Here is a 26,153-nt window from a genome sequence, read left to right as displayed (position 1 = left end):
TGATCGCTGTATCAAATAAGCAAACTCTCGTTTGCAAAAAATTAACATGGAACCCACACTCTCGATCATCTGGTATGACCAGATCAACTTTCGCGGTTTCAGGAGACGGACATGCTCTACCAAGGCGATACCCTTTCTGTTCGCTGGCTCGACGATGGCATCGCCGAGCTGGTTTTCGACGCGCCCGGTTCGGTGAATAAACTCGATACCAAAACCGTTGCCTCACTGGGTGAGGCGCTGGGTGTACTGGAGCAACAACCCGCGCTGCGCGGCCTGCTGCTCACCTCAGCCAAGCCGGCGTTTATTGTCGGGGCCGACATCACCGAATTTCTTTCCCTGTTTGATGCACCGGTGGAGAAACTGAGCCAGTGGCTGGCCTTCGCCAACAGTATTTTTAATCGTCTGGAAGATCTGCCCGTCCCTACTGTTTCCGCTATCGATGGTTATGCGCTGGGCGGCGGCTGTGAGTGCGTATTGGCAACCGACTTCCGCATCGCAACGCCGCAACTGCGTATTGGCCTGCCGGAAACCAAACTGGGCATCATGCCGGGCTTCGGCGGCAGTGTGCGTTTACCACGCCTGCTGGGTGCCGACAGCGCACTGGAGATTATCGCCGCAGGTAAAGATGTCGATGGCAACAGCGCCCTGAAACTGGGCCTGGTCGATGCCGTCGTCAGCAGCGACAAACTGCGCAGCGCGGCGTTAACCGTGTTACAGGATGCCATGGTGCAGGGCAGCTGGCAGGCACGTCGCGCTCCGAAACTGGCCCCGCTCAAACTCAGCCCGATTGAAGCAGCAATGAGTTTCACCATCGCCAAAAGTATGGTGCTACAAACGGCGGGCAAACATTACCCGGCCCCGATCACTGCAGTGAAAACCATTGAAGCCGCAGCAGGTCTGGGGCGCGATGATGCCTTGCAACTGGAGACGGCGGCGTTTGTGCCGTTAGCGCAAAGTGATGTAGCACGGGCGCTGGTTGGTATCTTCCTTAATGATCAATATGTTAAAGGCGTGGCGAAAAAACGCGGCAATGCCACAGCGACCCCAACGCAGGCAGCAGTATTGGGGGCGGGCATCATGGGCGGCGGTATTGCGTATCAGTCGGCATGGAAAGGCGTGCCGGTGCAGATGAAAGATATCAATCCACAAGCGCTGGCGCTCGGCATGAAAGAAGCCAGTAAGCTGCTGAACAAGCAACTGGAACGCGGCAAAATTGATGGCGCGAAACTGGCCAGCGTGCTGACCACCATCCAGCCAACGCTGGACTACGCCGGATTTGAACGTGCGGATGTGGTGGTGGAAGCGGTAGTGGAAAACCCCCAGATCAAAGCCAAAGTGCTGGCCGAAACCGAGCAGCATCTGCGCGACGACGCCATCCTGGCCTCCAACACCTCGACCATTCCGATCAGCCTGCTGGCGCAGTCGCTGCAACGACCGGAAAATTTCTGCGGCATGCACTTCTTCAACCCGGTGCCGCGTATGCCGCTGGTTGAAGTGATTCGCGGCGAAAAAACGTCCGAAGAAACGCTCGGTAAAGTCGTCGCCTGGGCCAGCAAGATGGGCAAAACGCCGATTGTGGTCAATGACTGCCCCGGCTTCTTTGTTAACCGCGTGCTGTTCCCTTACTTCGCGGCCTTCAGCCTGCTGTTACGTGACGGTGCCGATTTCCGCCAGATCGACAAAGTGATGGAGAAACAGTTTGGCTGGCCGATGGGACCGGCATGGTTGCTGGATGTAGTAGGGATCGATACCGCTCATCACGCCCAGCAGGTGATGGCACAGGGTTTCCCCTCCCGGATGCAGAAAGATTATCGCGACGCCATCGACGTACTGTACGAAGCCGGACGCTATGGGCAGAAAAATGGCCTCGGATTCTGGCGCTGGACCGAAGATAAAAAAGGTAAAGCGCAGAAACAGGCCGATACCGAAGTGGACACGCTGCTACAGCACGTTTGCCAGCCGAAGCGCGTCTTCAGCGATGAAGAGATTGCTAACCGCATGATGCTGCCCATGCTGAACGAAGTGGTGCGCTGTCTGGAAGAGAAGATTATCGCTTCCCCGGCCGAAGCGGATATGGCGCTGATATACGGCCTCGGCTTCCCGCCGTTCCGTGGGGGTGCCTGCCGTTATATGGATACGCTCGGCAACAGCACAGTGGTTGATCAGGCTAAACGCTACACCGTGCTCGGTCCGCTGTATGCGCTGCCGGAGCTGCTGCTACAGAAAGCCCATCAGCATCAAAGCTGGTATCCCGCAGCTCAACCGATTGATGAAGCCGCGCTGCAAAGTGCCTGAGGATAATAAAATGGAAAATGTCGTTATTATCGATGCCGCCCGCACGCCAATGGGCCGTTCCAAAGGTGGTGCATTTCGCCAGGTACGCGCGGAAGATCTCTCTGCTCACCTGATGCGTGAACTGCTGAGCCGCAACCCGGCGCTTGATCCTGCCTCGCTGGATGACATCATCTGGGGCTGCGTACAGCAAACGCTGGAGCAAGGTTTCAACATCGCCCGTAATGCCGCGCTGCTGGCAGAAATCCCGCATCGTGTCCCTGCCAGCACCGTTAACCGCTTATGTGGTTCATCGATGCAGGCGCTGCACGATGCTGCCCGTGCCATTATGGTCGGCGACGCGCAAAGTTGCCTGATTGGCGGCGTGGAGCATATGGGCCACGTGCCGATGAATCACGGTGTGGATTTCCATCCCGGTCTGAGCCGCACGGTCGCCAAAGCGGCGGGCATGATGGGCCTGACCGCCGAAATGCTGGCGCGCATGCACCATATCAGCCGCGAACAGCAGGATGCCTTTGCGTTGCGTTCACACCAGCGCGCCTGGCAGGCCACCCAGCGTGGTGATTTCAAACGCGAAATTATCCCCACCTATGGCCACGACGCTGATGGCGTGCTGAAACGCTATGATGCCGATGAGGTCATCCGCGAAGACGCCAGTCTGGAAGGGTTGGCGGCGCTGAAACCAGCCTTTGACCCGGTCAACGGCACCGTAACTGCGGGTAGCTCCTCGGCGCTTTCCGACGGTGCGGCCGCCATGCTGATCATGAGCGAAAGCCGGGCGCGCGAGCTGGGCCTGACGCCACGCGCACGTATTCGCAGCATGGCGGTGGTGGGTTGCGATCCGTCAATTATGGGATACGGCCCGGTCCCGGCCAGTAAGCTGGCGCTGAAGCGTGCTGGTTTAACCGTGCAGGATATTGATCTGTTTGAACTGAATGAAGCCTTTGCTGCCCAGACGCTACCGTGCCTGAAAGACCTGGGTTTGCTGGAGTTGATGGACGAGAAGGTCAATCTGAATGGTGGCGCGATTGCGCTCGGTCATCCGCTGGGATGTTCCGGTGCGCGTATCAGTACCACGTTGCTGAATCTGATGGAGCGCCGTGATGCGCAGTTTGGCCTGGCAACCATGTGTATCGGTTTAGGTCAGGGCATTGCCACCGTATTTGAGCGTCTGTAATACGTTGACCACCTGCATGATTTCCCGCCCTTACGGGCGGGCTTTTTTTGCCGATGCACGGTCGTCATTAGATAAACGCGAAGGCATCGCCATACATCTGCGCTTCCAGCGCGCCACGTTCTGCGCAGAAGCGTTCACGGGCAATCTTCGCCATCTCGAAACGACCGGCGATATAGATATCATGGCCACTCAGCGTCGCGTAGTCCTGCATTACCGCCGTCAGCACCGTACCGGTACGGCCCTGCCAGCTCGCCTCGGGCTGCTCCACCACCGGAATCACCTTCAGATGTGGGTGCTTCACCGCCAGCGCATTCAGTTCGTCAAGATCGTACAGATGCGTCAGTTCGCGGCCACCCCAGTAAATGGCGATATCACGATCGGGCTGCTGCGCCAGCGCCGTGAGCAGAATGGAACGGGCGTAGGAGAACCCCGTGCCGCCTGCAATCAGGATGATGGGACGATCGCTCTCTTCGCGAAGCCAGGCATCGCCGTGTGGCATATCCACGGTGATTTCACGTTGGTTCTGGATACGTTCCATCACCGCCATGGCATAGAGATTCAGCTCAGAAGCGCCGATATGCAGCTCAATGATGTCTTTTTCCATCGGCGTTGAGGCGAGGGAAAACGGACGTTTATCGCGCTCATCCATCACCACCATCAGGTACTGTCCGGCACGAAAGCTAAAATTCGCTTCCGGGATCAAACGGACACGGTAGACGGTATCAGTAATCGCTTCAACCGAAGTCACTTTGCAGCTTAACGTTGTCATGCGTTCCCTCTGTCGGGTCGTTTGTTTTTATGGTTTGCTCGCCACCATCAGCGCTGTGGTGGCTCGGCAAAGATGCCTAACTCATCCCAAATGGCGTCAATACGCGCCGTGACCGCCGGATCTTTAACGATCGGGGTGCCCCACTCACGCGTGGTTTCACCCGGCCATTTATTGGTGGCATCAAGCCCCATCTTCGAACCCAGCCCGGAAACCGGTGACGCGAAGTCGAGATAATCGATTGGCGTATTTTCAACCAGTACCGTATCGCGCGCCGGGTCCATACGGGTGGTAATCGCCCAGATCACATCGTTCCAGTCACGCGCATTGACGTCATCGTCACACACAATAACAAATTTGGTGTACATGAACTGCCGCAGGAACGACCAGACACCAAACATCACGCGCTTGGCATGGCCGGCGTACTGCTTTTTCATCGTCACCACGGCCAGCCGATACGAACAACCTTCCGGTGGCAGATAGAAATCCACAATCTCCGGGAACTGCTTAATCAGGATGGGCACCAGCACTTCATTCAGCGCCACGCCCAGCACTGCCGGTTCATCCGGTGGGCGACCGGTATAAGTTGAGTGATAAATCGGGTTACGACGTTGCGTTATGTGCGTCACGGTAAATACCGGGAAGCTATCTACTTCATTGTAGTAGCCGGTATGGTCGCCGTAAGGCCCTTCAGGTGCCATATCGCCGGGTTCGATGTAGCCTTCCAGTACGATTTCAGCGCTGGCGGGCACTTCCAGGTCGTTGGACAGGCACTTCACGACTTCAGTTTTATTGCCGCGCAGCAGACCCGCGAAAGCATATTCTGACAGCGAGTCCGGTACCGGTGTCACGGCACCGAGGATGGTCGCCGGATCGGCACCCAGGGCTACTGCGACCGGGAAACGTTCACCAGGATGGGCTTTACACCACTCCTGAAAATCGAGCGCACCACCGCGATGCGATAACCAGCGCATGATCAGACGGTTTTTGCCAATCACCTGCTGACGATAGATACCAAGATTCTGACGCTCTTTGTGTGGCCCACGCGTCACGGTTAAACCCCAGGTAATCAACGGCGCGGCGTCATCCGGCCAACATTTCATTACCGGGATGCGCGATAAATCGACCTCGTCACCGCTAAACACTTCTTCCTGACACGGCGCATTCCGCAACCGCTTGGTCGGCATGTTCAGTACCTGCTTAAACTGCGGCATCTTGTCGAACAGGTCACGAAAACCTTTTGGCGGCTCTGGCTCTTTGAGGAATGCCAGCAGCTTACCCACTTCGCGCAGCGCGCTGACCTCTTCCTGGCCCATGCCCATGGCGACGCGCTTCGGCGTACCAAACAGATTGCACAGCACCGGCATGTCATAGCCTTTCGGGTTTTCAAACAGCAGCGCCGGGCCACCGGCACGCAAGGTGCGGTCGGCAATTTCGGTCATCTCCAGTTCGGGATCGATCGCCTGAGTGATGCGCTTTAACTCGCCCCGCTGCTCCAGCAGCGTGAGGAAATCACGTAAATCCTGATATTTCATGTAGGGTTAACTTCCAGCCCAGAGGAATCGGCCATTATAGGGCCGATTGTGCGGGCATGTTGAGGTTTCTGCGTCAGGCGGGCTGACAGGAAAAGGGCACCAGTGATTGTAGCGCCAACACGTCATGGAAGGCGGCGATCGGCTCGCCGTGGCGGAATACTTTAAAATCTTCTCCGCGTGCGCTGTAGTAGCGCAGACGATTTTCGCTGACGTGCAGGAAGCTGCCTTCACGCAGCGCAATAACCGACTCATGCGGGTTCACCGCACAGAACTCCGCCAGACGCTCATCACGGGTTTCCCCCATATGACCGCTGACGTGTGCATCGAGATAATGTGGGTTGATTTGCACCGGAAACAGCCCCAGCGCCGGTAACACCACACTGCTCCGCACCGGCATATCATTGGTGGTACGAATCGACGGGGTCGCGACATTACAACCGGCACTCCAGCCGACGTAAGGCACCTGACGTTCGCGCACCGCACGCTGAATCGCCACAATCAGGCCCTGTTCATGCAGCATCTGGTTAAGCAGCCAGGTATTGCCGCCGCTGACCAGAATCAGTTCTGCCTGTTCAATCGCGGCCACCGGCGAAGCGAACTCGTGGACGGTACGCACCTTGATACCGAGCGAATCGCTGAGGTCCTGCGCGCGCTGGGCATGATCACCGCGAATAACGGCGTAAGGCACCAACACGGCGGAGGTAATACCGCGTTGCGCAATCATCGCATGCAGTTGCGGGTGGGCGTAGCTCAACAACGGGGCATCATCAGCCAGTTTGCCATTACTTAACAGGAACAGTTCCATCAGACGGTCCTTTTCATTCATAAGATGGAGAAGGAGTCTGATACAGATTATCGCCAGACGTCAATTTTCTTACGATAAACGACAGTAAAGGGTTAAGACTCAGAAAAATCGTAGTGAAATTTATTTCGCAGCTGCGTTTAGCCGGGTGGATGCGCTATAACTCTGAAAGCAGGTTTGCTATTCTTAGCGTCCATTCTTTGGGAGCAGTTATGGAATCCTGGTACTTACTCTATTGCAAACGTGGACAACTGTTGCGCGCGAAAGAACATCTTGAGCGGCAGGCAGTGAATTGCCTCAGCCCAATGATTGCGCTGGAAAAAATTGTCCGTGGTAAACGCACCACCGTGAGTGAGCCGCTGTTTCCCAACTATCTGTTTATTGAGTTCGATCCGGAAGCGATTCACACCACCACCATCAGCAGCACGCGCGGTGTCAGCCACTTTGTTCGCTTCGGAACAATGCCAGCAACCGTCCCTTACGAAGTGATCGAGGCGCTGCAATGCGACGCCCCACAGATCCTGATCGATCCGGAGACGCCACAGGTCGGTGATGAAGTGATCATCACCGAAGGCACCTTCGAAGGTCTGCGTGCCATTTTTGCCGAGCCGGATGGCGAAACCCGTTCAATTCTGCTGCTGAACCTGCTGAATAAACAGGTGATGCGCAGCGTCGATAACAAACAGTTCCGCAAAGCCTAAGCCAGCCTGAACAACTGACGCGCATTATGATCGACTTGCGCGCCCAGCGTCTCTGCCGCCTCATTACGCCATAACGCCACCTGCTGCACGATGTGCGGCAGAAAGCAGGGTTCATTGCGGCGCGACGTCGGACGTGGATGCATATCGCGCGGCAGCAACCAGGGCGCATCCGTCTCCAGCAACAGGCGTTCTGCCGGGATCAGCGGCAGCAGTTCTCGCAGCTCCATGCCTCGACGTTCGTCGCACACCCAGCCGGTAATGCCGATCGACAAACCCATCGCCAGACAGGCTTCCAGCTCCTCTCGCGTACCGGTAAAGCAGTGCGCCACCGCGCCCACCAGTTTCGGTAACCAGGGTTGCAGGATGGCGGCAAAACGATCATGGGCTTCACGGCAATGCAGGAAAACTGGCAATTGCAGTTCGGCAGCCAGTTGCAGCTGCGCATCGAAGGCGTATTCCTGCTGATCATGCGCCGAAAAGTTGCGGTTAAAATCCAGCCCGCATTCGCCAATCGCCACCACCTGTTCACTCTCCGCCAAACGGCGCAGGGTGTTGGCGGTTTCTGCTGACCATGCGCTGGCATGGTGTGGATGCACGCCCGCGGTTGACCAGCAGTAGCCTGGATGCCACTCCGCCAGTCGTTGCGCCTGTTGGCTTTCCAGTGCGTTGGTGCCGGTGATTAACAGCCCGGTGACGCCCGCGTCGCGCGCACGTGCAACCACCTGCTCTCGATCTTTCGCAAATTGCGTGCTGGTCAGGTTTACACCGATATCAAACATGTTTCTTCCCAAATAAAAAACCGCCCAACTGTCGGGCGGTTCAGATTCATCGTCATCCCGCTCGCACGCGGGATCTGCTGCAAGAAGCGCATCAGGATTCGGTGTGATTTTCCTCATCCACCGATTCTGGTTCCGCCTTGCGTCCTTTCCCCACATAGTAACGGGAGAAGAATACGCCGACTTCAAACAGGCAGTACATCGGAATAGCGAGCAAAGTTTGTGAGAAAACATCCGGTGGTGTGAGCAACATCCCAACCACGAATGCGCCAACCAGAATGTAAGGACGTTTCTTTTTCAGGTCTTCCGGCGTGGTGATCCCGGTCCAGCACAGCAGCACAATCACCACCGGCACCTCAAACGCTACCCCGAACGCCAGGAACAGCGTCATGACGAAGTCGAGATAGTGGGTGATATCGGTAGCGATTTGCACACCTTGCGGCGCGGTTTTAGCAAAGAAACCAAACGCCAGCGGGAACACGACGAAGTAAGCAAAGGCCACGCCGACGTAAAACAGAAAAGTACTGGAGAACAACAGCGGCATCACCAGCCTGCGCTCATGACGATAGAGCGCGGGCGCAATGAAGGCCCATACCTGATACAGAATCACCGGCACGGCCAGAAACACCGACACAATGATGGTGAGCTTGATCGGGGCAAAGAACGGCGACGCAACTTCGGTGGCGATCATGCTGGCACCGGCGGGCATCTGGCTAATCAACGGCTCTGCCACCAAATGGTAGATGTCGTTGGCGAAATAAATCAGTGCCAGAAAGATGACAAATACCGCGATGATGCAGTTTAACAGACGCTTGCGCAGCTCAATCAGATGGCTGATGAGCGGTTGGGTATCTTCAACGGCCATGTTTATCGTTCATCACTTGCGGGAGGAGTTGGCGCGGTGTTGCGCGGCGCGCTGGTGGTATCGGTTTTGTCCACGGCAGACGTCGTTGCTTGCGGTGCCTGCGCCGGGGCGCTGGCCTGATGCTCCGCTGTCGCAGGCGTTACCGGTGGCACCGGGGCAGCAGGTGGCGGCGTATGAATGGTATTGGCTTCATCTTCCGCTTTCTCTACATCGATGCTCTGCTGATAAGAACGCTTCATGGAGTCTGCGGTTTTACGCAACTCTTCCATCGATTCTTTCAGTTCCGGTGACAGCGTGCCACGGCCCGCCTCTTCCACCTTCTTCAGGCTATCCTGCAGCTCCTGCAGTTTCAGTTCCTGCGCCAGTTCATGCTGGACGTTAGCCGCCAGCGAGCGAATCGCCCGGATCCAGCCCACTACGGTTTTTACCGCAACCGGTAATCGTTGCGGGCCGAGAACAATCAGCCCGATAACGAACACCAATACCAGTTCACTAAAACCAATGTCGAACACAGTTATACCTGCTTGTCGTTCCTGGCGTCGTCTTTACTAGCCGAGGTTTGCTGTTTGTCTGCCAGGGTTTTGGCGTTGAAGTCAGCGTCCTGCTCTTTCGGTTGATCCTTTTTTTCGTCCTCATCACTCATGGCTTTTTTGAAGCCGCGAATGGAAGAACCTAAATCCGAACCCAGGTTGCGTAGCTTATTGGTACCGAACAGAAGTACTACAATGACGGCAATGATTAACAATTGCCAAATACTGATACCGCCCATGAGATATGCCTCTAATATTCTGTGAAAAACTGTTGAATGTAACACACAGAAAGCCCATATGATTTCGGGCCTTAGCATGCGACATTACGCGTTTTAGATCTGGCTGACAATCAGTTTGTCTTGCGCCAGCCTATCAACCAGGTCACGATGCCTGCGGCCATTAAAATCGCCGGGAAGAAATCCCAGTCAGGCCGACTCAGCAGCACGGCGGTGCCACTTAATAACAGTGTAGCCCCTACCCCGAACAGATAACGCGCCTGATGATGACGGCTACGTTGCGCGTTCATATCAGTGACCAGTTTATCGACGCTGTGCTGCAACAATTTATGCTGACGCATGCTGTCGTAGAACAGTTCCGGCAACTCCGGCAGTTTTTCTGCCCAGAACGGTGCTTTATCTTTTACCGCGCGCAGTATCGCCGGAATACCGATCTGATCCTTAATCCAGTCTTCCAGGAAGGGCTTCGCGGTTTTCCACAAATCAAGCTGTGGATAGAGCTGGCGACCAATGCCTTCAATGTACAGCAGCGTTTTCTGCAACAACACCAGTTGCGGCTGCACTTCCATATTGAAGCGGCGCGCGGTGTTGAACAGGTTGAGTAGCACATGGCCGAAGGAGATTTCCGCCAGCGGCTTCTCAAAAATCGGCTCACACACGGTACGAATCGCGAACTCAAAATCTTCCACATTGGTATCCGGCGGTACCCAGCCAGAATCCACATGCAACTCAGCCACTTTGCGGTAATCGCGGTTAAAGAAGGCGATAAAGTTCTCCGCCAGGTAGCGTTTGTCCTCTTTGTTCAGCGAACCCACAATGCCGCAGTCGATCCCGATATATTGCGGATCTTCCGGATGGTCATAGCTGACAAAGATATTGCCGGGGTGCATGTCGGCGTGGAAGAAGCTGTCGCGGAACACTTGGGTAAAGAACACCTGTACGCCACGCTCAGCCAACAGTTTCATATTGACGCCATGCTGCTCCAGCGTCGCGACATCAGAAATCGGGATGCCGTAAATGCGCTCCATCACCAGCATCGATTCGCTGCAATAGTCGGAGAAGATCTCCGGTACATACAGCATGCGGCTCTGGTCAAAGTTGCGCCGCAACTGGATGGCGTTGGCGGCTTCGCGCAACAGATTGAGTTCATCAATCAGGGTTTTTTCATAGTCGCGTACCACTTCCAGCGGGCGCAGACGACGGCCATCCGGCAGTAAACGCGGCACCCAACGCGCCAGGCGGTAGATGAGCTTCATATCCGCTTTGATCACCGGCAGGATGTCGGGGCGGATAACTTTGATCACCACCTCGCGGCCATTCTCTTTCAGCGTGGCGGTATGAACCTGGGCAATCGATGCTGACGCCAGCGGGGTGATCTCAAAATCGTCAAACCAGGTTTCCACCGGGCCACCAATCGATTTCTCAATCTGCGCTTTGGCTTTCACACCATCGAACGGCGCAACGCGGTCCTGCAAAATCGCCAGTTCATCGGCAATCGCCGGGGGAAACAGATCTCGGCGCGTTGACAACATCTGACCAAACTTGATCCACACCGGACCCAGCAGCTCCATCGCCAGACGGATGCGCACACCCATTGATTCGTTTTTGTGTTTGTTGGGGAGCCAGAAAATGCAGCGCCGCCATAATCGCAGCGGCAGTGTGATGCGCATGTGTGGGATCAGTTCATCAAGGCCGTAAGTGAGAAAGACCTTAACGATAAAATATAAGCGCCGAATTTCTCCCAGCGTCATTTCGCCTCCAGCTGTGCTAAACGCGCATCGAGCGCATCAAGCGAACGGTCCATCGCTGCCACTTCCTCGCAAAACCACGCCAGTTCCAGCGCACCGGGTGCCAGTCGCCACTCTTCAGTCAGCGTTTGGCCGAGATAATCCTGGCGGCGCGTCACTTCGTGCTTTACAAAACTCAGCGCCCGTTGTGCGGCTTGGCTGATGCCTTGCGCGGCGATATCACCAATCCACGGCGCGAGATATTCCGCCGGGTCCAGCTCCGCCAGATCCATCAGCGCCGAAAATTGCTGCACCACCTGCAAATCGCCCTCCACTGCCAACTCGCCACTGCGAATCAAGCTGGTGAGCTGCTGGCGGTCACGTAATTTCGGCAACGTGCTGAAGCGCAGGCTAACGGTGCAATCGCTGCTGTCCTGCCAGTCACTCAACACATCCAGCTGGTTTTCACTGAACACCAGCACCAGCGGGAAAGAGAGTTCCTGCAAGCGCAGCATCAGTACTTTGCCCGCCAGACGCTGGCGCGCGGCTTTCAGGCTGCGATCGCGGTACAAAACACGATTGAGGGCGGTCTCAAGACCGCCGGTAATCAAAGGAGTGAAAGTCATGGCCATGATGTGTCAGAACTTAAAGCCGCGATGCAGCGCGACAATGCCGCCAGTCATGTTGAAATAAGTGGTATTTTCGAAACCGACGTCGTTCATCATCGTCTTCAGGGTTTCCTGATCGGGATGCATACGGATGGATTCCGCCAGATAGCGATAGCTTTCCGCATCCTTCGCCACCAACTGACCAATGCGCGGCAGAATATGGAACGAGTAAGCATCGTAGGCTTTGCTGAGCGGTTCCAGCAGCGGTTTGGAGAACTCCAGTACCAGCAAGCGTCCACCCGGCTTCAACACGCGGAACATGGAGGCCAGCGCCTTCTCTTTTTCCGTCACGTTACGCAAACCGAAAGAGATGGTAATGCAGTCGAAATAGTTATCCGGGAATGGCAGCGCTTCAGCATTAGCCTGCACATAGCTGACGTTGCCGGAAATGCCGAGATTGCGCAGTTTCTCGCGGCCCATCTTCAGCATCGAGCTGTTGATATCCGCCAGTACCACCTGGCCCGTTTCACCGACCAGACGCGAAAATTTTGCTGTCAGATCGCCGGTCCCACCGGCCAGATCCAGCACGCGCTGACCACGACGCACACCACTGCTGTCGATGGTGAAACGCTTCCAGACACGATGGATGCCAAACGACATCAGATCGTTCATCAGGTCATATTTTGCCGCTACGGAGTGAAACACGTCGGCGACTTTATCTGCCTTTTCGCTTTTCGCGACGGTCTGAAAGCCAAAGTGGGTAGTTTCCTGCTGTGATTCATCTGCCATGGGTTTTACCTGTTCCACAAACAATACTTGGCGAAGTGTATCAGAGTTGCGCTGGCCGGGCACGCGACCGGCGCGTTATTCGTTGATGCGGCGCAGGGAAGCAGCGGAAGAATCTGTTGTTTTTTCATCAGGCTGGTCATCATCGGCCCAATCATTATCAGACTCCTCCGGCTGTGCCTGGGCCACCAGTTGCGGATTAATCGGACGTTTGATCTCGACGCCCAGTGAACGAAACGCCTCACTTTGCGCAATCAAATTGCCACGCCCCTCCGCCAGCTTTTTCATTGCCAGATGATAACTCTGCTGCGCCTTATCGAGGTTGTGACCAATGCCGCTCATGTCATCGACAAACAGGCGCATTTTGTCATACAAGCGCGCAGCGCGATCCGCGATACGTTGGGCATTGCGGCTTTGATGCTCATAACGCCACAGATTATTGATGGTGCGTAGCGCCACCAGCAACGTCGTGGGGCTGACCAGCATGATGTTCTGCTGCAACGCTTCGCTGATCAGTTCCGGCTGACGATCAATCGCCAGCAAAAAGGCCGGTTCAACCGGGATAAACATCAACACATAATCCAGGGAGCGTAAACCGGGCAATTGTTGATAATCTTTTCGTCCCAGCAAGCGAATATGGCCGCGCATCGCGTTGACGTGCTCCTGAATCGCCTGTTCGCGCGTGGCCTCATCATCGGCGTTGAAGTAGCGTTCATAGGCGATCAGCGTCATTTTTGCATCGATCACCACGTCTTTACCCTGCGGCAGACGCACGATCACATCCGGTTGCATCCTGCCTTGCGACTCCAGCTGCACGCTGACCTGGGTTTCGTACTCATAACCCGCGCGCAGGCCGGACGCCTCCAGCACCCGGCTGAGTACCACCTCACCCCAATTGCCCTGAATTTTATTGTCGCCTTTCAATGCCTTAGTGAGGTTGATGGCTTCCTGCGCCATTTGCGCATTCAACTGTTGCAGCTGGCGGATTTCATGCGCCAGCGTGTGACGCTCGCGTGCTTCCTGGCCAAAGCTGTCGTTAACCTGACGGCGGAACCCGTCCAGTTGCTCACGCAACGGACCGATCAGGCTGTTCAGGCTTTGCCGGTTTTGCTCATCAACACGGCGACCGCTGTTTTCAAAGATGCGATTGGCAAGATTCTCGAACTGCGCGCTCAGGCGCTGTTCGCTGTTGGTCAGCAGACGCTGCTTCTCCTCGGCGGCCAAGCGCGTCTCTTCGAGGCGGATGGTGACTTCACGTAACTCAGCTTCCTGCGCGCTGTTCACCTCCAGCTGGTTGCGCAGTTCGCGGCTAAGTTGCTCGCTTTCGCCACGCCAGTAATCGAGTTGTTGCAGGCGTTCCTGCGCGCCACTGAGCGCGCCGTGCAGCTGACGCAGCTCCTGCTCGCGCTGCTGTACCTGCTGCTGCGCCAATTCCAGTTGCTGCTGCTGACGCTGCTGCGCCGCTTCCAATAAACGGCGTTCGGTTAAGAAGCTGGCCTGCTGATGACCGGCACGCATCTGCGCCACAATCCAGCCGATGCCGAAACCGGCCAGCGCCAGCGCGCCGCTGATGATGATAAGTTGCTGCTCCATAATTCCCCCGCGGATCGTCTCGCTGAGGGAAAAGGTAGAGGCGTACTGTATGAATGTCCAGACAATTTTGCCGGATGGCGGCTTATAACGTCTGCACGGTTAACTCACCCGCTCTCCACGCCTCAATCAGGAAGAATGGCATCGGCAGCTCCCATTGGCCGTTGCGTACCCTGGCAGGGTAGCTCCAGCTCTGCCCGGCATAGGTCAGTTCAACCTGCTGCCACTCGGCATCCACCACGCTGGCCTTCCCCGCCATGCTGGAGAATCCGGCATTGCTGCCAACGTGGAACTTGTCCGTCTGCCAGCGGATGGGGGGATGCGCAGGCCACGGCTGGGCGTGATGAAAACAGAAAATAGCGTCGTGATTAAGGATACTGTCGCGCACCGTCGGCCACAGCACCCGTTTGAGGAAGTACTGGTCGGTGAAACGCTCGCTGCCCTGATATTGCGCGATGAAATCACGTATCTGCTGTTCCACCTGACTGAATACGCCATGACAGCCGCCCCACATCCCTGCCAGCAGCAGTTCAGTGTGGGTGAAGTAGTCGCGCATATGGTGGAACCAATACGGTGAGTGCAGCCAGGCTTCGACAGCCGCCACTTCACGCTCGGACAGCAGCGAATCGGCGTCGCGCACGATGTAGCGTTTGACGCTGGCATCGTCGATCACCAGGAAACGCCACAGCGTCGGGAACACCGTTTTTTCCTCTGACATATCCACCAGCTGCACGTTGGGCTGCTGCAAACGTTGCCAGACATGTTGCGGTACGCTGTCATCCAGATAAATGCGGCAGGTCCACGCCGGATAGAGTTCGCGCGCCACCTCAACGTTTTTTATCAGGGTTTCACAATAACGCGGTTGGTTGCCATACAGACTAAAGGCGATGACGTTTTCCAGCGGGTTGCTGGCATCGAAGGCCGGAGGAGCTTCAGTCGGAAACGGGTATTTCTGCCCGCTACTGAACTTCGCGTCAGATTGCTGCAACGATTCCAGCCCGTAACGCACCACTTCATCGGCTTTATGCAGCCAGCCACACACTTCAGCCAGGCCATCGAGCCAGGTTTCAGACGCCTGCGCCCGCTGTTCGGCGGCAGCTTGATAGATTTTCTGGTAGGTCTTGTACGATTTTTGGTAATCACCGGTGCGCATCAGCGTCAGTGCGTAGTCACTCAACACCTGCATGTTATGCGGCATCACGCGTAACACCTCTTCACAGCAGCGACGCGCAGCAGGGTAATCTGCTGCCGCCATCGCCTGACGAAAGCGCGCAGCCGCGCCTTCGACACGGGATTGCATCGCCGCAGGATTGGTCATAAAGGCCGGACGTTGAACAGCTACAGTTTTGCGCATAAAAAGACTCTCAGTAATCCGCTGAACTTGCGCGCATCCTTCACTGGCAGCGGACTCTGGCCCGCTGCCGGGCGCGCTACATTAACCGGCGCGCAGCTTCAACGACAATTTTCACCGCATCGCTTTCGGTTTGTTTCATGGTCGCCGCATCCGGGATCTCCTTCTGCGTCCGGTTCACGATGACCCCCGCCACCATCCCGGCTCGCAGCCCCTGGCTGGCGCACATGGTTAACAGTGTAGCGGATTCCATCTCATAGTTGAGGACACCCATCTGCTGCCACTCTTGCATTGATCCCTGGAAGCGGCTGACGACACGCCCGGAAAAGGTGTCGTAGCGTTCCTGGCCCGGATAGAAGGTGTCTGATGACGCGGTGATGCCAATATGGGTTTTCGCGCCGCACGCTTCTGCCGCTGCCACCAGCGCCGTGGTGCAGGTGAAATCCGCCACCGCCGGGAACTCCATCGGTGCGAAATGCAGGCTGGCACCGTCCAGGCGTACTGACGCGGTGGTGACCAGAACGTCGCCGACATTGATGTCAGGCTGAATCGCACCGGTGGTACCCACACGCAGGAAGGTGCGCACACCGAGTTGCGCCAGTTCTTCAACCGCAATCGAGGTAGAAGGCCCACCGATGCCGGTAGAGCACACCACTACCGGTTTGCCATCCAATTCCGCCAGGTAAGTGGTGAATTCACGGTGCGACGCCAAATGTTGCGGGTTTTCCATCAACGCCGCGATTTTCTTCACGCGCTCCGGGTCACCGGGAACGATGGCCAGTGTGGCTCCTTTCAGGCTGGCTTTGGTGATGCCAAGGTGGAAAACGTCAGACTGGGCCATAACAGACTCCTGGTAGCTATAGGGATATGCGCGCCACTTTACGTCAGCAGTCGCGATAAATATGTGAGTAATTTCACTATAAATAATGAAAATTACATTAACAGAAAATATTTTAGTGATCTAAATCACACATCAGCGGTCTGCCATTCTGAATTGCTACATCCGGTGCTGTGTAAGTTCGGGCGGCGGTGTTAATAGAGAAGAAGAATTCATGCGTATCCCCTCTGAAACCTACACCCGCCCGGCCTCTGCGGCCAGGCTATAGTTACGTGATTGCGCACTTGCCAGCATGGAGAGAACAATGAAAACCGAAGACAATATGGCACAAAAATCTGCAACGGGTGGCTTTGCGGCTGCCGTCCAACCGACCGCCAGCAGCACCATCCTCACCCACAGCGAGGCGATCCATGCCGGGGAGACCTCGGTCCCGAGCCAGGGGGAAAATCTGCCCGCGTTTTATGCCCGCCCGAAAGAGTATCAAGGGACATTGCCGGTGGTGTTAGTGGTGCAGGAAATTTTCGGTGTGCATGAGCATATCCGTGATATCTGCCGTCGTCTGGCACTGGAGGGCTATCTGGCGGTGGCACCGGAACTCTATTTCCGCGAGGGTGATCCGAGCGAATACACCGATATCCCTACCCTGTTCAAAGAGCTGGTCAGTAAAGTGCCGGACTCTCAAGTGCTGTCCGATCTCGACCATGTTGCCAATTGGGCCGCCCGCAACGACGGCGATATTCGTCGCATGGGGATTACCGGTTTCTGCTGGGGTGGCCGTATCAGCTGGCTGTTTGCAGCACATAATCCGCAGGTGCGAGCGGCGGTCGCCTGGTATGGCCGACTGGTGGGGGATAAGACGCTGAAGCAGCAGAAGCATCCGATTGATATTGCGGTTGATCTGAATGCGCCGGTGCTGGGTCTGTACGGTGGTCAGGATGAAGGCATTCCGCTGGAGAGCGTTGAGCTGATGCGCCAGGCGCTACGTGCCGCCAATGCCAAAGCAGAGATTGTGGTGTATCCCGAGGCGGGTCATGCGTTCAACGCTGATTATCGCCCGAGCTACCACGCGGAATCGGCCAAAGATGGCTGGGCAAGGATGTTGGCGTGGTTCCAGCAGTATGGTGTTAAGCCTGAAGCGTGATAAAAAAGGGGGCGCTGATGCGCCCCAACGTGTCAACACAACATATTACACAACGATTACGCCGTTTCACCGCGCAGCTTTTTCGCCGCGGTGACCATGTTTGCCAGTGCCTGACGGGTTTCTGTCCAGCCACGGGTTTTCAGACCGCAGTCCGGGTTAACCCACAAACGTTGTTCCGGGATACTCAGCGCGGCTTTACGCAGCAGATCTTCCATCCATGCGACACTCGGTACGTTCGGGGAGTGGATGTCATACACGCCTGGACCGATTTCGTTCGGGTATTCAAACGCTTTAAACGCATCCAGCAGGTCCATATCGGAACGTGAGGTTTCGATGGTGATCACGTCAGCATCCAGAGCGGCAATCGAGTCCATGATGTCGTTGAACTCGCAATAACACATATGGGTGTGAATCTGGGTGTCATCCTGCGCCACGGCGGCATTGAGACGGAACGCATCCACCGCCCAGGTGAGGTACGCCGCCCAGTCAGACTGGTGCAACGGCAGCCCCTCACGCAGTGCCGGTTCATCAATCTGGATGATACCGATACCGGCTTTTTCCAGGTCGGCCACTTCGTCGCGCAGCGCCAGCGCAATCTGTTTGGCAATGGTTTCACGGCTGACGTCTTCACGCGGGAACGACCAGCACAGGATGGTGACCGGGCCGGTCAGCATGCCTTTCACCGGTTTGTCAGTCAGCGACTGCGCATACTTCGCCCACTCCACGGTAATGGCGGCCGGACGGCTGATGTCGCCGATGATCACCGGCGGTTTCACGCAGCGTGAACCGTAGCTCTGGACCCAACCGTTCTGGGTGAAAACGAAACCGTCGAGATTCTCCCCAAAGTACTCGACCATGTCGTTACGCTCTGCTTCACCGTGTACCAGCACATCGAGGCCGAGGCGTTCCTGCTCGACAATCGCCTGTTTGATGTGTTCAGCGATGCCGGTGCGATAGCGCCCCCCATCAATGTTGCCTTTCTTGAAGTCGAGGCGCAGGCTGCGGATTGCCGTGGTTTGCGGGAATGAACCGATGGTGGTAGTGGGCCATGCTGGCAGATTGAAGCGGTGACGTTGCGCTTTAGCACGTTCGCGGTAGGCGCTATGACGTTCGATGTCGCTGGCCTGAATATGAGCCAGACGCTGCGCCACAGCGGCATTGTGCACCCGGCTGGATTGGGCGCGGGCGCGGATCGGGGCGCTCCAGGCGGCCAGCGATTGCGCATCATTGTTATTCAATGCCTTGCTCAGCAGCGCCAGCTCCGCGCATTTTTGCAGGGCGAAGGCGAACCAGCTTTTGACTTCATCATCCAGACGGGTTTCCACGCTCAGGTCGATCGGGCTATGCAGCAGGGAGCAAGAGGAGCCAATCCACAACTGTTGGCGAAGCCCTACCAGCGGTTGCAGACGTTCAAACCAGCGGGTCAAATCCGCCCGCCAGACATTGCGCCCATTGATCACACCGACAGACAGCAGCCACTCGGCAGGCAGTTGTTGGTTGAGCTGTTGGATATCGTCTTTGCCATGTACCAGGTCAACATGCAGACCCTGCACCGGCAGCGTTTTGATCACATCAAGGTTTTGCCCAATGCTGTCGAAGTAGGTGGTCAGCAGCAGTTTGGTTTTACCCTGTAAGGCGTCGTAAGCGGGTTTGAATGCCGCACGCCATGCCTGCGGCAGTTCCAGCACCAGCGCCGGTTCATCAATCTGTACCCATTCGATGCCACGTTTTTTCAGTTCAGCCAGCACCTGTTGGTAGACCGGCAGGATATCTTGCAGCAATGACAGGCGGTCAAACGGCGTGCCTTTTACTTTACCCAGCCACAGGTAAGTCACCGGGCCGAGCAGCACAGGTTTGACGTTGTGGCCGAGCGCCAGCGCTTCGTCCACTTCGTCCAGCAATTGCGTCCAGGTCAGTTTGAACTGCTGACCCTCGGTGAATTCCGGCACCATATAGTGATAGTTGGTGTTGAACCATTTGGTCATCTCAGCCGCCGCCGCCGGTTCACCGGTCGGTGCGCGGCCACGACCCAGACGGAACAGGGTATCGAGGTCGACTGACCCCTCTTTATTCTGATGACGCGCCGGAACGTTGCCCAACAGTAGACTGGTGGTCAGTACGTGATCATACCAGGCGAAATCGCCCACCGGCAGCAGATCCACGCCCGCCTCTTTCTGTTGTTGCCAGTGACGCGCACGCAGTTCACGGCCCACTGCCAGCAGTTCGTCCTGTGAGCTGTTACCTGCCCAGTAGCTCTCCTGGGCTTTCTTCAATTCACGACGCAGACCGACGCGAGGGAAACCGAGTGTGTGGTTCAGAATGGTCATTTGCTGTTCTCCAGATATTCTTAGCTGTGCAGCACGCGCTTCAAATCAGAGCCAACCCAGGCTGGCTGTTACGCCTGCTGAAGATGTTTAGCCGTCCAGATGTTTACACCGCTATATTCTGCGGGTACTGTATGTTCCTCAAGCGCAAATTGTTCAATCTCGATGTGAAGGATTCTCATGATCGAACTCAAACACCTGCGGACGCTACAAGCGTTAAGGAATACCGGCTCGCTGGCCGCCGCCGCCGCTCAGCTTCATCAAACGCAATCGGCGTTGTCTCATCAGTTCAGCGATCTGGAGCAACGGCTGGGCTTTCGCCTGTTTGTGCGTAAAAGCCAGCCGCTACGCTTTACGCCACAGGGGGAGATCCTGTTACAGCTGGCCGAGCAGATCCTGCCGCAGATACAGCAGGCGTTGCAGGCTTGCCATGAGCCGCACCAAACCACGATACGCATTGCGATTGAGTGTCATAGCTGCATTCAGTGGCTAACGCCTGCGCTGAACAATTTCCGTCAGAGCTGGCCACAGGTGGTGATGGATTTTAAATCTGGCGTGACCTTTGACCCGCAACCGGCCTTACAACAGGGCGAGCTGGATGTGGTGTTGACCTCGGATATCCTGCCGCGTAGCGGTTTGTTCTATTCGCCGATGTTCGATTTTGAGGTGCGTCTGGTGATGGCACCGGATCATCCGCTGGCGCAAGTTGCGCATATTGCGCCGGAAGATTTGGCGGATGAAGTCCTGATGATTTACCCGGTGCAGCGTCAGCGGTTGGATATCTGGCGAAATTTCCTGCAACCCGCCGGCATTAGCCCGGCGCTGAAGAGTGTGGATAACACCCTGTTATTGATTCAGATGGTGTCGGCGCGCATGGGGATTGCGGCATTACCGCATTGGGTGGTGGAGAGTTTTGAGCACCAGGGGTTGGTAGTGACGAAGACGCTTGGCGACGGCTTGTGGAGCCGTTTGTATGCAGCGATGCGTGATGGTGAGCAGCGTCAGCCGGTACTGGAGGCATTTGTGCGTTTTGCCCGCCAGCATGCCTGTGAGCATTTGCCCTTTGTCCGCGATGCTGCACGCCCGGGTTCGTTACAGCCCCTGTCATCCTGAGGTCGCCTGCTCTATAATGCGCCGCCTCAACCCGTGACCAGGAGATTTTCACCATGACCAATAACGATGTACTGCGCAGTGTGCGCTATATGCTGGACCTGAGCGACAGCAAAGTGGTGGAGATTTTTGCCCTGGCCAATTGTGAGGTGCCATCTGAAGATGTGCAGGCCTGGCTGAAGAAGGACGATGACGCCGCCTATCGTCCTTGCCCTGACGTGCTGATGGGATACTTCCTCAATGGGTTGATTTTCTATCGTCGCGGTAAAAGCGAGGATGCGCCTGCACCGTCAGTTGAGCGCAAGATGAATAACAACATTTTCCTGAAGAAACTGCGTATCGCCTTTGCCCTGAAGACCACGGATATTCCCGAGGTCTTGCTGAAGGCGAACTTTAAAGTTTCGCAGGCGGAGATTGGCGCGATTTTCCGTAACCCGGACCATAAGAACTATCGCGAGTGCGGTGACCAGATTCTGCGTAACTTTTTGAAGGGCTTGACGTTAATTCAGCGTCCTGCGCCGGTGAAAAAGGCGTAGTTGCTTTCAGAACGGAGCAGGGTCAGGGAGAGACCGCTCCGATCGCAAAGAGGACCCACATCCCTGTGGGTCGGCCTCATCATCCTGACTCGGACGCTTTGCTCTTCGAAGCGGTCTCCCCCTTCCCTTTAAGCTGTTTCGTTGCTTTTAGAAAAGCGGTGGCCCAGCACCCAGCGTTTATGGACGTAAAGTGACGCAAAAATCACCATCGCCCCGGCGATAAAGCTGGGCCAGTGTGGTTTTTCCTGCCAGATCGCCAGATTGACCAGCAAGCCAGCCGGAACGTGCATATTGTTCATAATGCCCAGCGTTCCCGCATCCACTTGGGTTGCGCCGTAGTTCCACATAAAGTAACCCAACCCGGACGCCGCGACGCCCAGCCACACCAGAATGCCCCATTGCAGCGAGGTGGTTGGCAGCTTGTTGGGGTTACCCCACAGGCTCCAGGCAATCACCGCAATAATCACCGCGCCAAGGTAGAACCAAGAAAACGCGGTGTGTTGCGGCATCGGGCGCGTCTCCTGCAAGCGTTTGTAACCCACCATGCCGATGGCAAAGCAGATATTTGCCGCCTGCACCAACAGCAGGCCAAACCAGAAATGATCGCTCACTTTGTCGTAACGGATAATCGCCGCACCAATCACCGCCAGCATGGCGCTGAAGGCGTAGCCGATGCGCAATGGCCGACGACTGAGCAGATCGTAAATCAGGGTGACATACAGCGGTGTCATCACGGTAAACAGCAGGAATTCCGTCACGCTCAGGTAGAGATAGGCTTCGAAACTCAGCAGGTACATAACGCCCAGTTGCAGCATCCCCACCAGCATATACAGCAGGATGGTTGACGCACGATAGCCACGCCAGCGCAGGAACGGCAGGAACACAATGGCGGCCAGCGCCAGGCGCATCAGCACCGAGAACCAAGAATCCACCTGACCCGCCAGATATTCCCCGATTAAACTAAAGGAAAAAGCCCACAGAATGGTGGTAACGATCAATAACAGCACGGTAACGACCCCAAAATGAACAGTGCCGCTAGTGTAAACAAACTGTCGCTGTCTCGTTGAATTATCTGGTTTACAACCGAATAAAATACAAGCACCCGTAGCAGCGCAATTTGGTGCGCGTTGCAGGAAAAACCCGCGCGATAAATCGCGCCGCCACGGTTCAGCTTATGCCAGGAACAGTTTACGCAGGGTATGCGGCACGGCGTCTTCGGCGTTACTACCGATCACTTCCAGTGCGGGCAACGTGTCTTTCAAACGTTGATGGGCATTACGCATAATGCAGCCCTTACCGGCCATGCTGAGCATCTCAACATCGTTCATACCATCACCGAAAGCGATGCACTCTTTCAATGAATGGCCGAGTTGTTTCGCGACAGCTTCCAGCGCGTGGCCTTTGGAGACGCCACCCGCCATCACTTCGAGGCAGGTCGGCAGCGAGAAGCTGACGTTGACCCGGTCGCCCCAACGCGCTTCGATCGCCTGCTCCATCGGAATCAGATGTTCAGGATCATCGCAGGTAAAGAACACTTTGCTGATGCCATCACTCGGCAGCATACCCGGCTGGTAGACCTGATAGTTAAACACCGATTCGCGGAAATAATCCTGCTCTGCCGGACGGTGACGGCTGATAAACCATTCATCGTCGCGGTAAACGTGGGTCAGGACCTGTTCATCGTGATATTTCAGGCCATACAGGTCCTGGGCGATGTCGGCATCCAGGTTATGGCTGAAGATAAGTGTACCGTCAGCGTTGTGCACGCGAGCGCCGTTGGAGGTAATCATATAAGCCGGGATGCCGAGTTTGTCGCGCATCTGGCCCACATCGATATAGTGACGACCGGTGGCAAAAACGAAATGGACATCGCGTGCGACCAGTTCCTGCAACGTGGTACGGGCGAACGGAGTCAGACGATGGTCCGGGGAGAGCAGCGTGCCATCCAGGTCGGATGCGACGATGTGGTACATGGAAACCTCTGGTATTGATGTCGGTTGGCCGTAGCCGGAAAATAAAAAATCTTTAAACGTGGCGCGCAAAAAAATCCACCACCGCGTTTAGCGCCTGAGCGCGCATCGCGTCTGTTTCAAACAAGATCTCATGGCGCGCGCCCTCAATCACATAAGGCGTGACACCCTCGCAGGGATGTCCTGCTGCTGCCATCGCCTCACAAAACAAATCCTGCGAGCGGTTATCCACCACCCGATCTTCGCTGGCCTGCATCAGTAGCATCGGTGTGGTGATGTTATTCACCTGACTGATGATGCTGCGCCCGGCCTGCACCCCTTCGCGCACCCAATGATAGGTGGGGCCGCCGACGCGAATCGCCGGATCGTCCGCGTAAAACCGCAAATTGCGCTGATAACGTTCCCGGCTGTGGGTCAACTGGTTGATGCCAAAGGGATGGGCACGCCAGCGCCCGGTGCCCAGGGCATAACCATCACGTAATGCGGGCATTTTCTCCGCCCAATCAAGAATACGGTGCGCGAGGAAAGGCGGCAGCGGCAAGGTAATACCAAACATCGGTGCCGCCAGCGCCACGGCATGAAACGCCCGTGGCTGACGCGCCAGAAACAGCGCGAGGATCGCGCCGCCCATCGAATGCGCCAGCGCATAGCGCTGCCGGTAATGACCGCTGACGATCTCTTTCAGGTAGAGCGTTTCCAGATCGTCGACGTAATCATTGAAATCCACCACATGCCCACGGTGGGAATCTTCCAGCAGGCGATCGGAACGTCCCTGACCACGATGGTCAATGATCACCACGTCAAAACCACAATGGAACAAGTCATAGGCCAGTTCCGGGTATTTGATGTAGCTTTCAATGCGTCCGGGAACAATCAGAATGACACGATGATGTTGCGGGGACGTGAAGCGAACATAACGCAGAGTGAGGTTACCGACACCGGTAAATTCACACTCTTCGCGGCGGTGCCAGAAGTCGAGCAGCGGTCCGGTAGCAAAGGAGGCAAACGCCTTTTCACGCCTGAGCCAACTCTGTTTTATCTGCTGCATCCGCCCTCCTGAAAAAAACGTCAACGCCACACGTCCACTCCATAGCGTGCCGCGATTTTCTGGCGTATTGTGTCACACTTCGCTTACATCAGGGAATGTCACACATGACCATTGAATGGTGGTTAACCTACCTGCTTACCACAACCATCCTTAGCCTCTCGCCCGGTTCCGGCGCGATTAACACCATGAGCACCGGCATCAGCCATGGCTATCGCGGCGCAGTGGCCTCAATTTCTGGCCTGCAAATTGGCCTGTCAGTACATATCGTGCTGGTGGGCGTGGGTCTTGGCGCACTGTTTTCCCAGTCGCTGCTGGCGTTCGAAATCCTGAAATGGGCCGGTGCCGCTTATTTGGTGTGGCTGGGTATTCAGCAGTGGCGCTCGGGTGGCGCGCTGGATCTCAACGCTGTCGCCAAAGCAATGCCTCGTCGCCGCCTGTTTAAGCGCGCGGTGTTGGTGAACCTGACCAACCCCAAAAGCATCGTGTTTCTGGCCGCGTTGTTCCCGCAATTCATCCAGCCGCACCAGCCTCTGCTGATGCAATATCTGGTACTCGGTGTCACCACCGTCGTGGTCGATATTATCGTGATGGTCGGTTACGCCACCCTCGCCACCCGGATTGCGGGCTGGATTAAGGGACCGAAGCAGATGAAGGCGATGAACCGGACTTTTGGTGGTTTGTTTATGGCCGTCGGTGCGCTGTTAGCCAGCGCTCGTCGTATCGCCTGATAGTGTTCTGAAGTCTGTAGCGGCGCGATTTATCGCGCGGGTTTTACAGGCGCGCGCAGAATTGCGCCGCTACGGATAAAATTACCGTGAAATGATCAGGTGAATGCCGAATCCGGCAAACAACACGCCTGCCATGCCGTCCACCCACTTCGCCATGCGCTGATATTTGTCACGCATCCACGGCAGGGCAAAAATGGCCGCCACCACGGTAAACCAGGCAAAGGTTTCCACCAGAATCAGCAGGAATAACCCCCAACGTTCCAGCGCACCCACGTCATTGCCGACAAACAGCGAGAACACGCTGCCAAAGTAGATGATCGCTTTAGGGTTGGAAAGGTTGGTCAGTAAGCCTTTCAGGAAGCTCATCCCTCTTTTGGGCAACTCAACCACTGGCGCATCAACCTGCGGCTGCTTATGACGCTGACGTGCCGAGCGCAACAACTGCCAGCCCATCCACAGCAGGTACAAGCCACCACCGACCATAATGATCTGATGCAGCCACGCCATTTTTTCCATGATCAGATGCAGGCCCATCAATGCCACACCGGCCCACACCATCACACCCAGCGTAATCCCCAATACCCCCATCATCGCTTCTTTGCGCGAACGGCTGGCTGCCGTCTGCGAGACAAAAAAGAAGTCCGGGCCAGGACTCATCAGCGCGACCAGATGCACCAGCGCGACGGTGGCGAATAACATCAACATGCTTTTTTTCC

General features: G+C 56.1%; 25 protein-coding genes. 7 read left to right on the top strand and 18 right to left on the bottom strand.

The window, feature by feature from the left end; translation table 11 throughout:
* The first annotated feature begins 111 nt into the window (after nt 1-111).
* Entirely contained in the window at nt 112-2,295 is a 2,184-nt protein-coding gene (fadB, locus tag PAT9B_RS00980) for a fatty acid oxidation complex subunit alpha FadB (protein ID WP_013507389.1), read from the top strand.
* Between the two features lie 10 nt (nt 2,296-2,305).
* Nucleotides 2,306-3,469: an acetyl-CoA C-acyltransferase FadA gene (fadA, locus tag PAT9B_RS00975; RefSeq protein ID WP_013507388.1), complete on the top strand. Its 1,164-nt coding sequence runs from the start codon at nt 2,306-2,308 to the stop codon at nt 3,467-3,469.
* A gap of 67 nt (nt 3,470-3,536) precedes the next feature.
* On the opposite strand, the gene fre is transcribed toward fadA, so the two are convergent.
* From fre to pepE, 3 genes are all read right to left on the bottom strand, one after another.
* Nucleotides 3,537-4,238 carry an NAD(P)H-flavin reductase gene (fre, locus tag PAT9B_RS00970; protein ID WP_013507387.1) on the bottom strand — a complete coding sequence of 234 codons (702 nt, stop codon included), beginning with the start codon at nt 4,236-4,238 and terminating at the stop codon, nt 3,537-3,539.
* 47 nt (nt 4,239-4,285) lie between these two features.
* Entirely contained in the window at nt 4,286-5,770 is a 1,485-nt protein-coding gene (gene ubiD / locus PAT9B_RS00965; protein WP_013507386.1) for a 4-hydroxy-3-polyprenylbenzoate decarboxylase, read from the bottom strand.
* Nucleotides 5,771-5,843: 73 nt separating this feature from the next.
* Complete coding sequence (gene pepE / locus PAT9B_RS00960) at nt 5,844-6,575, bottom strand: dipeptidase PepE (RefSeq protein ID WP_013507385.1); 732 nt, start codon at nt 6,573-6,575, stop codon at nt 5,844-5,846.
* A gap of 209 nt (nt 6,576-6,784) precedes the next feature.
* On the opposite strand from pepE, the gene rfaH reads away from it, so the two are divergent.
* Nucleotides 6,785-7,273: a transcription/translation regulatory transformer protein RfaH gene (rfaH, locus tag PAT9B_RS00955; protein WP_013507384.1), complete on the top strand. Its 489-nt coding sequence runs from the start codon at nt 6,785-6,787 to the stop codon at nt 7,271-7,273.
* Here the strand turns inward: rfaH and tatD are convergent.
* From tatD to udp, 10 genes are all read right to left on the bottom strand, one after another.
* On the bottom strand, nt 7,270-8,052 hold the full coding sequence (tatD, locus tag PAT9B_RS00950) for a 3'-5' ssDNA/RNA exonuclease TatD (RefSeq protein WP_013507383.1): 783 nt from the start codon (nt 8,050-8,052) through the stop codon (nt 7,270-7,272). The two genes, rfaH and tatD, sit on opposite strands and share 4 nt — an antisense overlap.
* A 91-nt stretch (nt 8,053-8,143) precedes the next feature.
* Entirely contained in the window at nt 8,144-8,914 is a 771-nt protein-coding gene (gene tatC, locus PAT9B_RS00945; RefSeq protein WP_013507382.1) for a Sec-independent protein translocase subunit TatC, read from the bottom strand.
* A 2-nt stretch (nt 8,915-8,916) separates the two neighbouring features.
* On the bottom strand, nt 8,917-9,426 hold the full coding sequence (tatB, locus tag PAT9B_RS00940) for a Sec-independent protein translocase protein TatB (RefSeq protein WP_013507381.1): 510 nt from the start codon (nt 9,424-9,426) through the stop codon (nt 8,917-8,919).
* 2 nt (nt 9,427-9,428) lie between these two features.
* The gene (gene tatA, locus PAT9B_RS00935; protein WP_013507380.1) at nt 9,429-9,683 is read right to left on the bottom strand and encodes a Sec-independent protein translocase subunit TatA; all 255 of its coding nucleotides are present in this window, start codon (nt 9,681-9,683) and stop codon (nt 9,429-9,431) included.
* A gap of 110 nt (nt 9,684-9,793) precedes the next feature.
* Complete coding sequence (ubiB, locus tag PAT9B_RS00930) at nt 9,794-11,431, bottom strand: ubiquinone biosynthesis regulatory protein kinase UbiB (protein ID WP_013507379.1); 1,638 nt, start codon at nt 11,429-11,431, stop codon at nt 9,794-9,796.
* Nucleotides 11,428-12,033 (bottom strand): SCP2 domain-containing protein, encoded by a 606-nt coding sequence (locus PAT9B_RS00925; protein WP_041525885.1) that lies wholly within the window; start codon nt 12,031-12,033, stop codon nt 11,428-11,430. The genes ubiB and PAT9B_RS00925 overlap by 4 nt, the downstream gene beginning before the upstream one ends.
* Nucleotides 12,034-12,045: 12 nt before the next feature.
* The gene (ubiE, locus tag PAT9B_RS00920; protein ID WP_013507377.1) at nt 12,046-12,804 is read right to left on the bottom strand and encodes a bifunctional demethylmenaquinone methyltransferase/2-methoxy-6-polyprenyl-1,4-benzoquinol methylase UbiE; all 759 of its coding nucleotides are present in this window, start codon (nt 12,802-12,804) and stop codon (nt 12,046-12,048) included.
* Nucleotides 12,805-12,879: 75 nt separating this feature from the next.
* Nucleotides 12,880-14,394 (bottom strand): DNA recombination protein RmuC, encoded by a 1,515-nt coding sequence (gene rmuC / locus PAT9B_RS00915; RefSeq protein ID WP_013507376.1) that lies wholly within the window; start codon nt 14,392-14,394, stop codon nt 12,880-12,882.
* A gap of 82 nt (nt 14,395-14,476) precedes the next feature.
* Nucleotides 14,477-15,745, bottom strand: coding sequence for a hypothetical protein (locus tag PAT9B_RS00910; RefSeq protein WP_013507375.1), 1,269 nt, complete (start codon nt 15,743-15,745; stop codon nt 14,477-14,479).
* A 76-nt stretch (nt 15,746-15,821) separates the two neighbouring features.
* Nucleotides 15,822-16,583: a uridine phosphorylase gene (gene udp, locus PAT9B_RS00905; RefSeq protein WP_013507374.1), complete on the bottom strand. Its 762-nt coding sequence runs from the start codon at nt 16,581-16,583 to the stop codon at nt 15,822-15,824.
* Between the two features lie 301 nt (nt 16,584-16,884).
* Between udp and PAT9B_RS00900 the strand changes: the two genes are divergently transcribed.
* Nucleotides 16,885-17,721: a dienelactone hydrolase family protein gene (locus tag PAT9B_RS00900; RefSeq protein WP_013507373.1), complete on the top strand. Its 837-nt coding sequence runs from the start codon at nt 16,885-16,887 to the stop codon at nt 17,719-17,721.
* Between the two features lie 56 nt (nt 17,722-17,777).
* Here the strand turns inward: PAT9B_RS00900 and metE are convergent, their stop codons facing one another.
* Nucleotides 17,778-20,048, bottom strand: a complete 2,271-nt coding sequence (metE, locus tag PAT9B_RS00895; protein ID WP_013507372.1) for a 5-methyltetrahydropteroyltriglutamate--homocysteine S-methyltransferase — start codon at nt 20,046-20,048, stop codon at nt 17,778-17,780.
* 177 nt (nt 20,049-20,225) lie between these two features.
* Here metE and metR point away from each other — a divergent pair, with 177 nt between their 5' ends.
* Both metR and PAT9B_RS00885 read left to right on the top strand, forming a co-directional pair.
* A complete protein-coding gene (gene metR / locus PAT9B_RS00890) occupies nt 20,226-21,158 on the top strand; it encodes an HTH-type transcriptional regulator MetR (protein ID WP_013507371.1) in 933 nt (310 codons plus the stop codon).
* 53 nt (nt 21,159-21,211) lie between these two features.
* Entirely contained in the window at nt 21,212-21,691 is a 480-nt protein-coding gene (locus PAT9B_RS00885; protein ID WP_013507370.1) for a DUF1456 family protein, read from the top strand.
* A 128-nt stretch (nt 21,692-21,819) separates the two neighbouring features.
* Here the strand turns inward: PAT9B_RS00885 and PAT9B_RS00880 are convergent, their stop codons facing one another.
* The 3 genes from PAT9B_RS00880 to pldB form a co-directional block, all read right to left on the bottom strand.
* Entirely contained in the window at nt 21,820-22,698 is an 879-nt protein-coding gene (locus PAT9B_RS00880) for a carboxylate/amino acid/amine transporter (protein ID WP_013507369.1), read from the bottom strand.
* 165 nt (nt 22,699-22,863) lie between these two features.
* The gene (gene yigL, locus PAT9B_RS00875) at nt 22,864-23,664 is read right to left on the bottom strand and encodes a sugar/pyridoxal phosphate phosphatase YigL (protein ID WP_013507368.1); all 801 of its coding nucleotides are present in this window, start codon (nt 23,662-23,664) and stop codon (nt 22,864-22,866) included.
* A 52-nt stretch (nt 23,665-23,716) separates the two neighbouring features.
* The gene (gene pldB, locus PAT9B_RS00870) at nt 23,717-24,709 is read right to left on the bottom strand and encodes a lysophospholipase L2 (protein ID WP_013507367.1); all 993 of its coding nucleotides are present in this window, start codon (nt 24,707-24,709) and stop codon (nt 23,717-23,719) included.
* A 104-nt stretch (nt 24,710-24,813) separates the two neighbouring features.
* On the opposite strand from pldB, the gene rhtB reads away from it, so the two are divergent.
* Nucleotides 24,814-25,437, top strand: coding sequence for a homoserine/homoserine lactone efflux protein (rhtB, locus tag PAT9B_RS00865; protein WP_013507366.1), 624 nt, complete (start codon nt 24,814-24,816; stop codon nt 25,435-25,437).
* 81 nt (nt 25,438-25,518) lie between these two features.
* Here the strand turns inward: rhtB and rhtC are convergent, their stop codons facing one another.
* Complete coding sequence (rhtC, locus tag PAT9B_RS00860) at nt 25,519-26,142, bottom strand: threonine export protein RhtC (RefSeq protein ID WP_013507365.1); 624 nt, start codon at nt 26,140-26,142, stop codon at nt 25,519-25,521.
* Nucleotides 26,143-26,153 lie beyond the last annotated feature (11 nt).

It is taken from the genome of Pantoea sp. At-9b (assembly GCF_000175935.2).
Lineage (GTDB): Bacteria > Pseudomonadota > Gammaproteobacteria > Enterobacterales > Enterobacteriaceae > Pantoea.
This window is presented reverse-complemented; position numbering and strand designations above follow the sequence as displayed.

Excerpts from the sequence above, each read along its gene's own strand:
- fadB (WP_013507389.1), top strand. The coding sequence starts at position 112 with ATGCTCTACCAAGGCGATACCCTTTCTGTTCGCTGGCTCGACGATGGC.
- fadA (WP_013507388.1), top strand. The coding sequence starts at position 2,306 with ATGGAAAATGTCGTTATTATCGATGCCGCCCGCACGCCAATGGGCCGT.
- fre (WP_013507387.1), bottom strand. The coding sequence starts at position 4,238 with ATGACAACGTTAAGCTGCAAAGTGACTTCGGTTGAAGCGATTACTGAT.
- ubiD (WP_013507386.1), bottom strand. The coding sequence starts at position 5,770 with ATGAAATATCAGGATTTACGTGATTTCCTCACGCTGCTGGAGCAGCGG.
- pepE (WP_013507385.1), bottom strand. The coding sequence starts at position 6,575 with ATGGAACTGTTCCTGTTAAGTAATGGCAAACTGGCTGATGATGCCCCG.
- rfaH (WP_013507384.1), top strand. The coding sequence starts at position 6,785 with ATGGAATCCTGGTACTTACTCTATTGCAAACGTGGACAACTGTTGCGC.
- tatD (WP_013507383.1), bottom strand. The coding sequence starts at position 8,052 with ATGTTTGATATCGGTGTAAACCTGACCAGCACGCAATTTGCGAAAGAT.
- tatC (WP_013507382.1), bottom strand. The coding sequence starts at position 8,914 with ATGGCCGTTGAAGATACCCAACCGCTCATCAGCCATCTGATTGAGCTG.
- tatA (WP_013507380.1), bottom strand. The coding sequence starts at position 9,683 with ATGGGCGGTATCAGTATTTGGCAATTGTTAATCATTGCCGTCATTGTA.
- ubiB (WP_013507379.1), bottom strand. The coding sequence starts at position 11,431 with ATGACGCTGGGAGAAATTCGGCGCTTATATTTTATCGTTAAGGTCTTT.
- PAT9B_RS00925 (WP_041525885.1), bottom strand. The coding sequence starts at position 12,033 with ATGACTTTCACTCCTTTGATTACCGGCGGTCTTGAGACCGCCCTCAAT.
- ubiE (WP_013507377.1), bottom strand. The coding sequence starts at position 12,804 with ATGGCAGATGAATCACAGCAGGAAACTACCCACTTTGGCTTTCAGACC.
- rmuC (WP_013507376.1), bottom strand. The coding sequence starts at position 14,394 with ATGGAGCAGCAACTTATCATCATCAGCGGCGCGCTGGCGCTGGCCGGT.
- PAT9B_RS00910 (WP_013507375.1), bottom strand. The coding sequence starts at position 15,745 with ATGCGCAAAACTGTAGCTGTTCAACGTCCGGCCTTTATGACCAATCCT.
- udp (WP_013507374.1), bottom strand. The coding sequence starts at position 16,583 with ATGGCCCAGTCTGACGTTTTCCACCTTGGCATCACCAAAGCCAGCCTG.
- PAT9B_RS00900 (WP_013507373.1), top strand. The coding sequence starts at position 16,885 with ATGAAAACCGAAGACAATATGGCACAAAAATCTGCAACGGGTGGCTTT.
- metE (WP_013507372.1), bottom strand. The coding sequence starts at position 20,048 with ATGACCATTCTGAACCACACACTCGGTTTCCCTCGCGTCGGTCTGCGT.
- metR (WP_013507371.1), top strand. The coding sequence starts at position 20,226 with ATGATCGAACTCAAACACCTGCGGACGCTACAAGCGTTAAGGAATACC.
- PAT9B_RS00885 (WP_013507370.1), top strand. The coding sequence starts at position 21,212 with ATGACCAATAACGATGTACTGCGCAGTGTGCGCTATATGCTGGACCTG.
- yigL (WP_013507368.1), bottom strand. The coding sequence starts at position 23,664 with ATGTACCACATCGTCGCATCCGACCTGGATGGCACGCTGCTCTCCCCG.
- pldB (WP_013507367.1), bottom strand. The coding sequence starts at position 24,709 with ATGCAGCAGATAAAACAGAGTTGGCTCAGGCGTGAAAAGGCGTTTGCC.
- rhtB (WP_013507366.1), top strand. The coding sequence starts at position 24,814 with ATGACCATTGAATGGTGGTTAACCTACCTGCTTACCACAACCATCCTT.
- rhtC (WP_013507365.1), bottom strand. The coding sequence starts at position 26,142 with ATGTTGATGTTATTCGCCACCGTCGCGCTGGTGCATCTGGTCGCGCTG.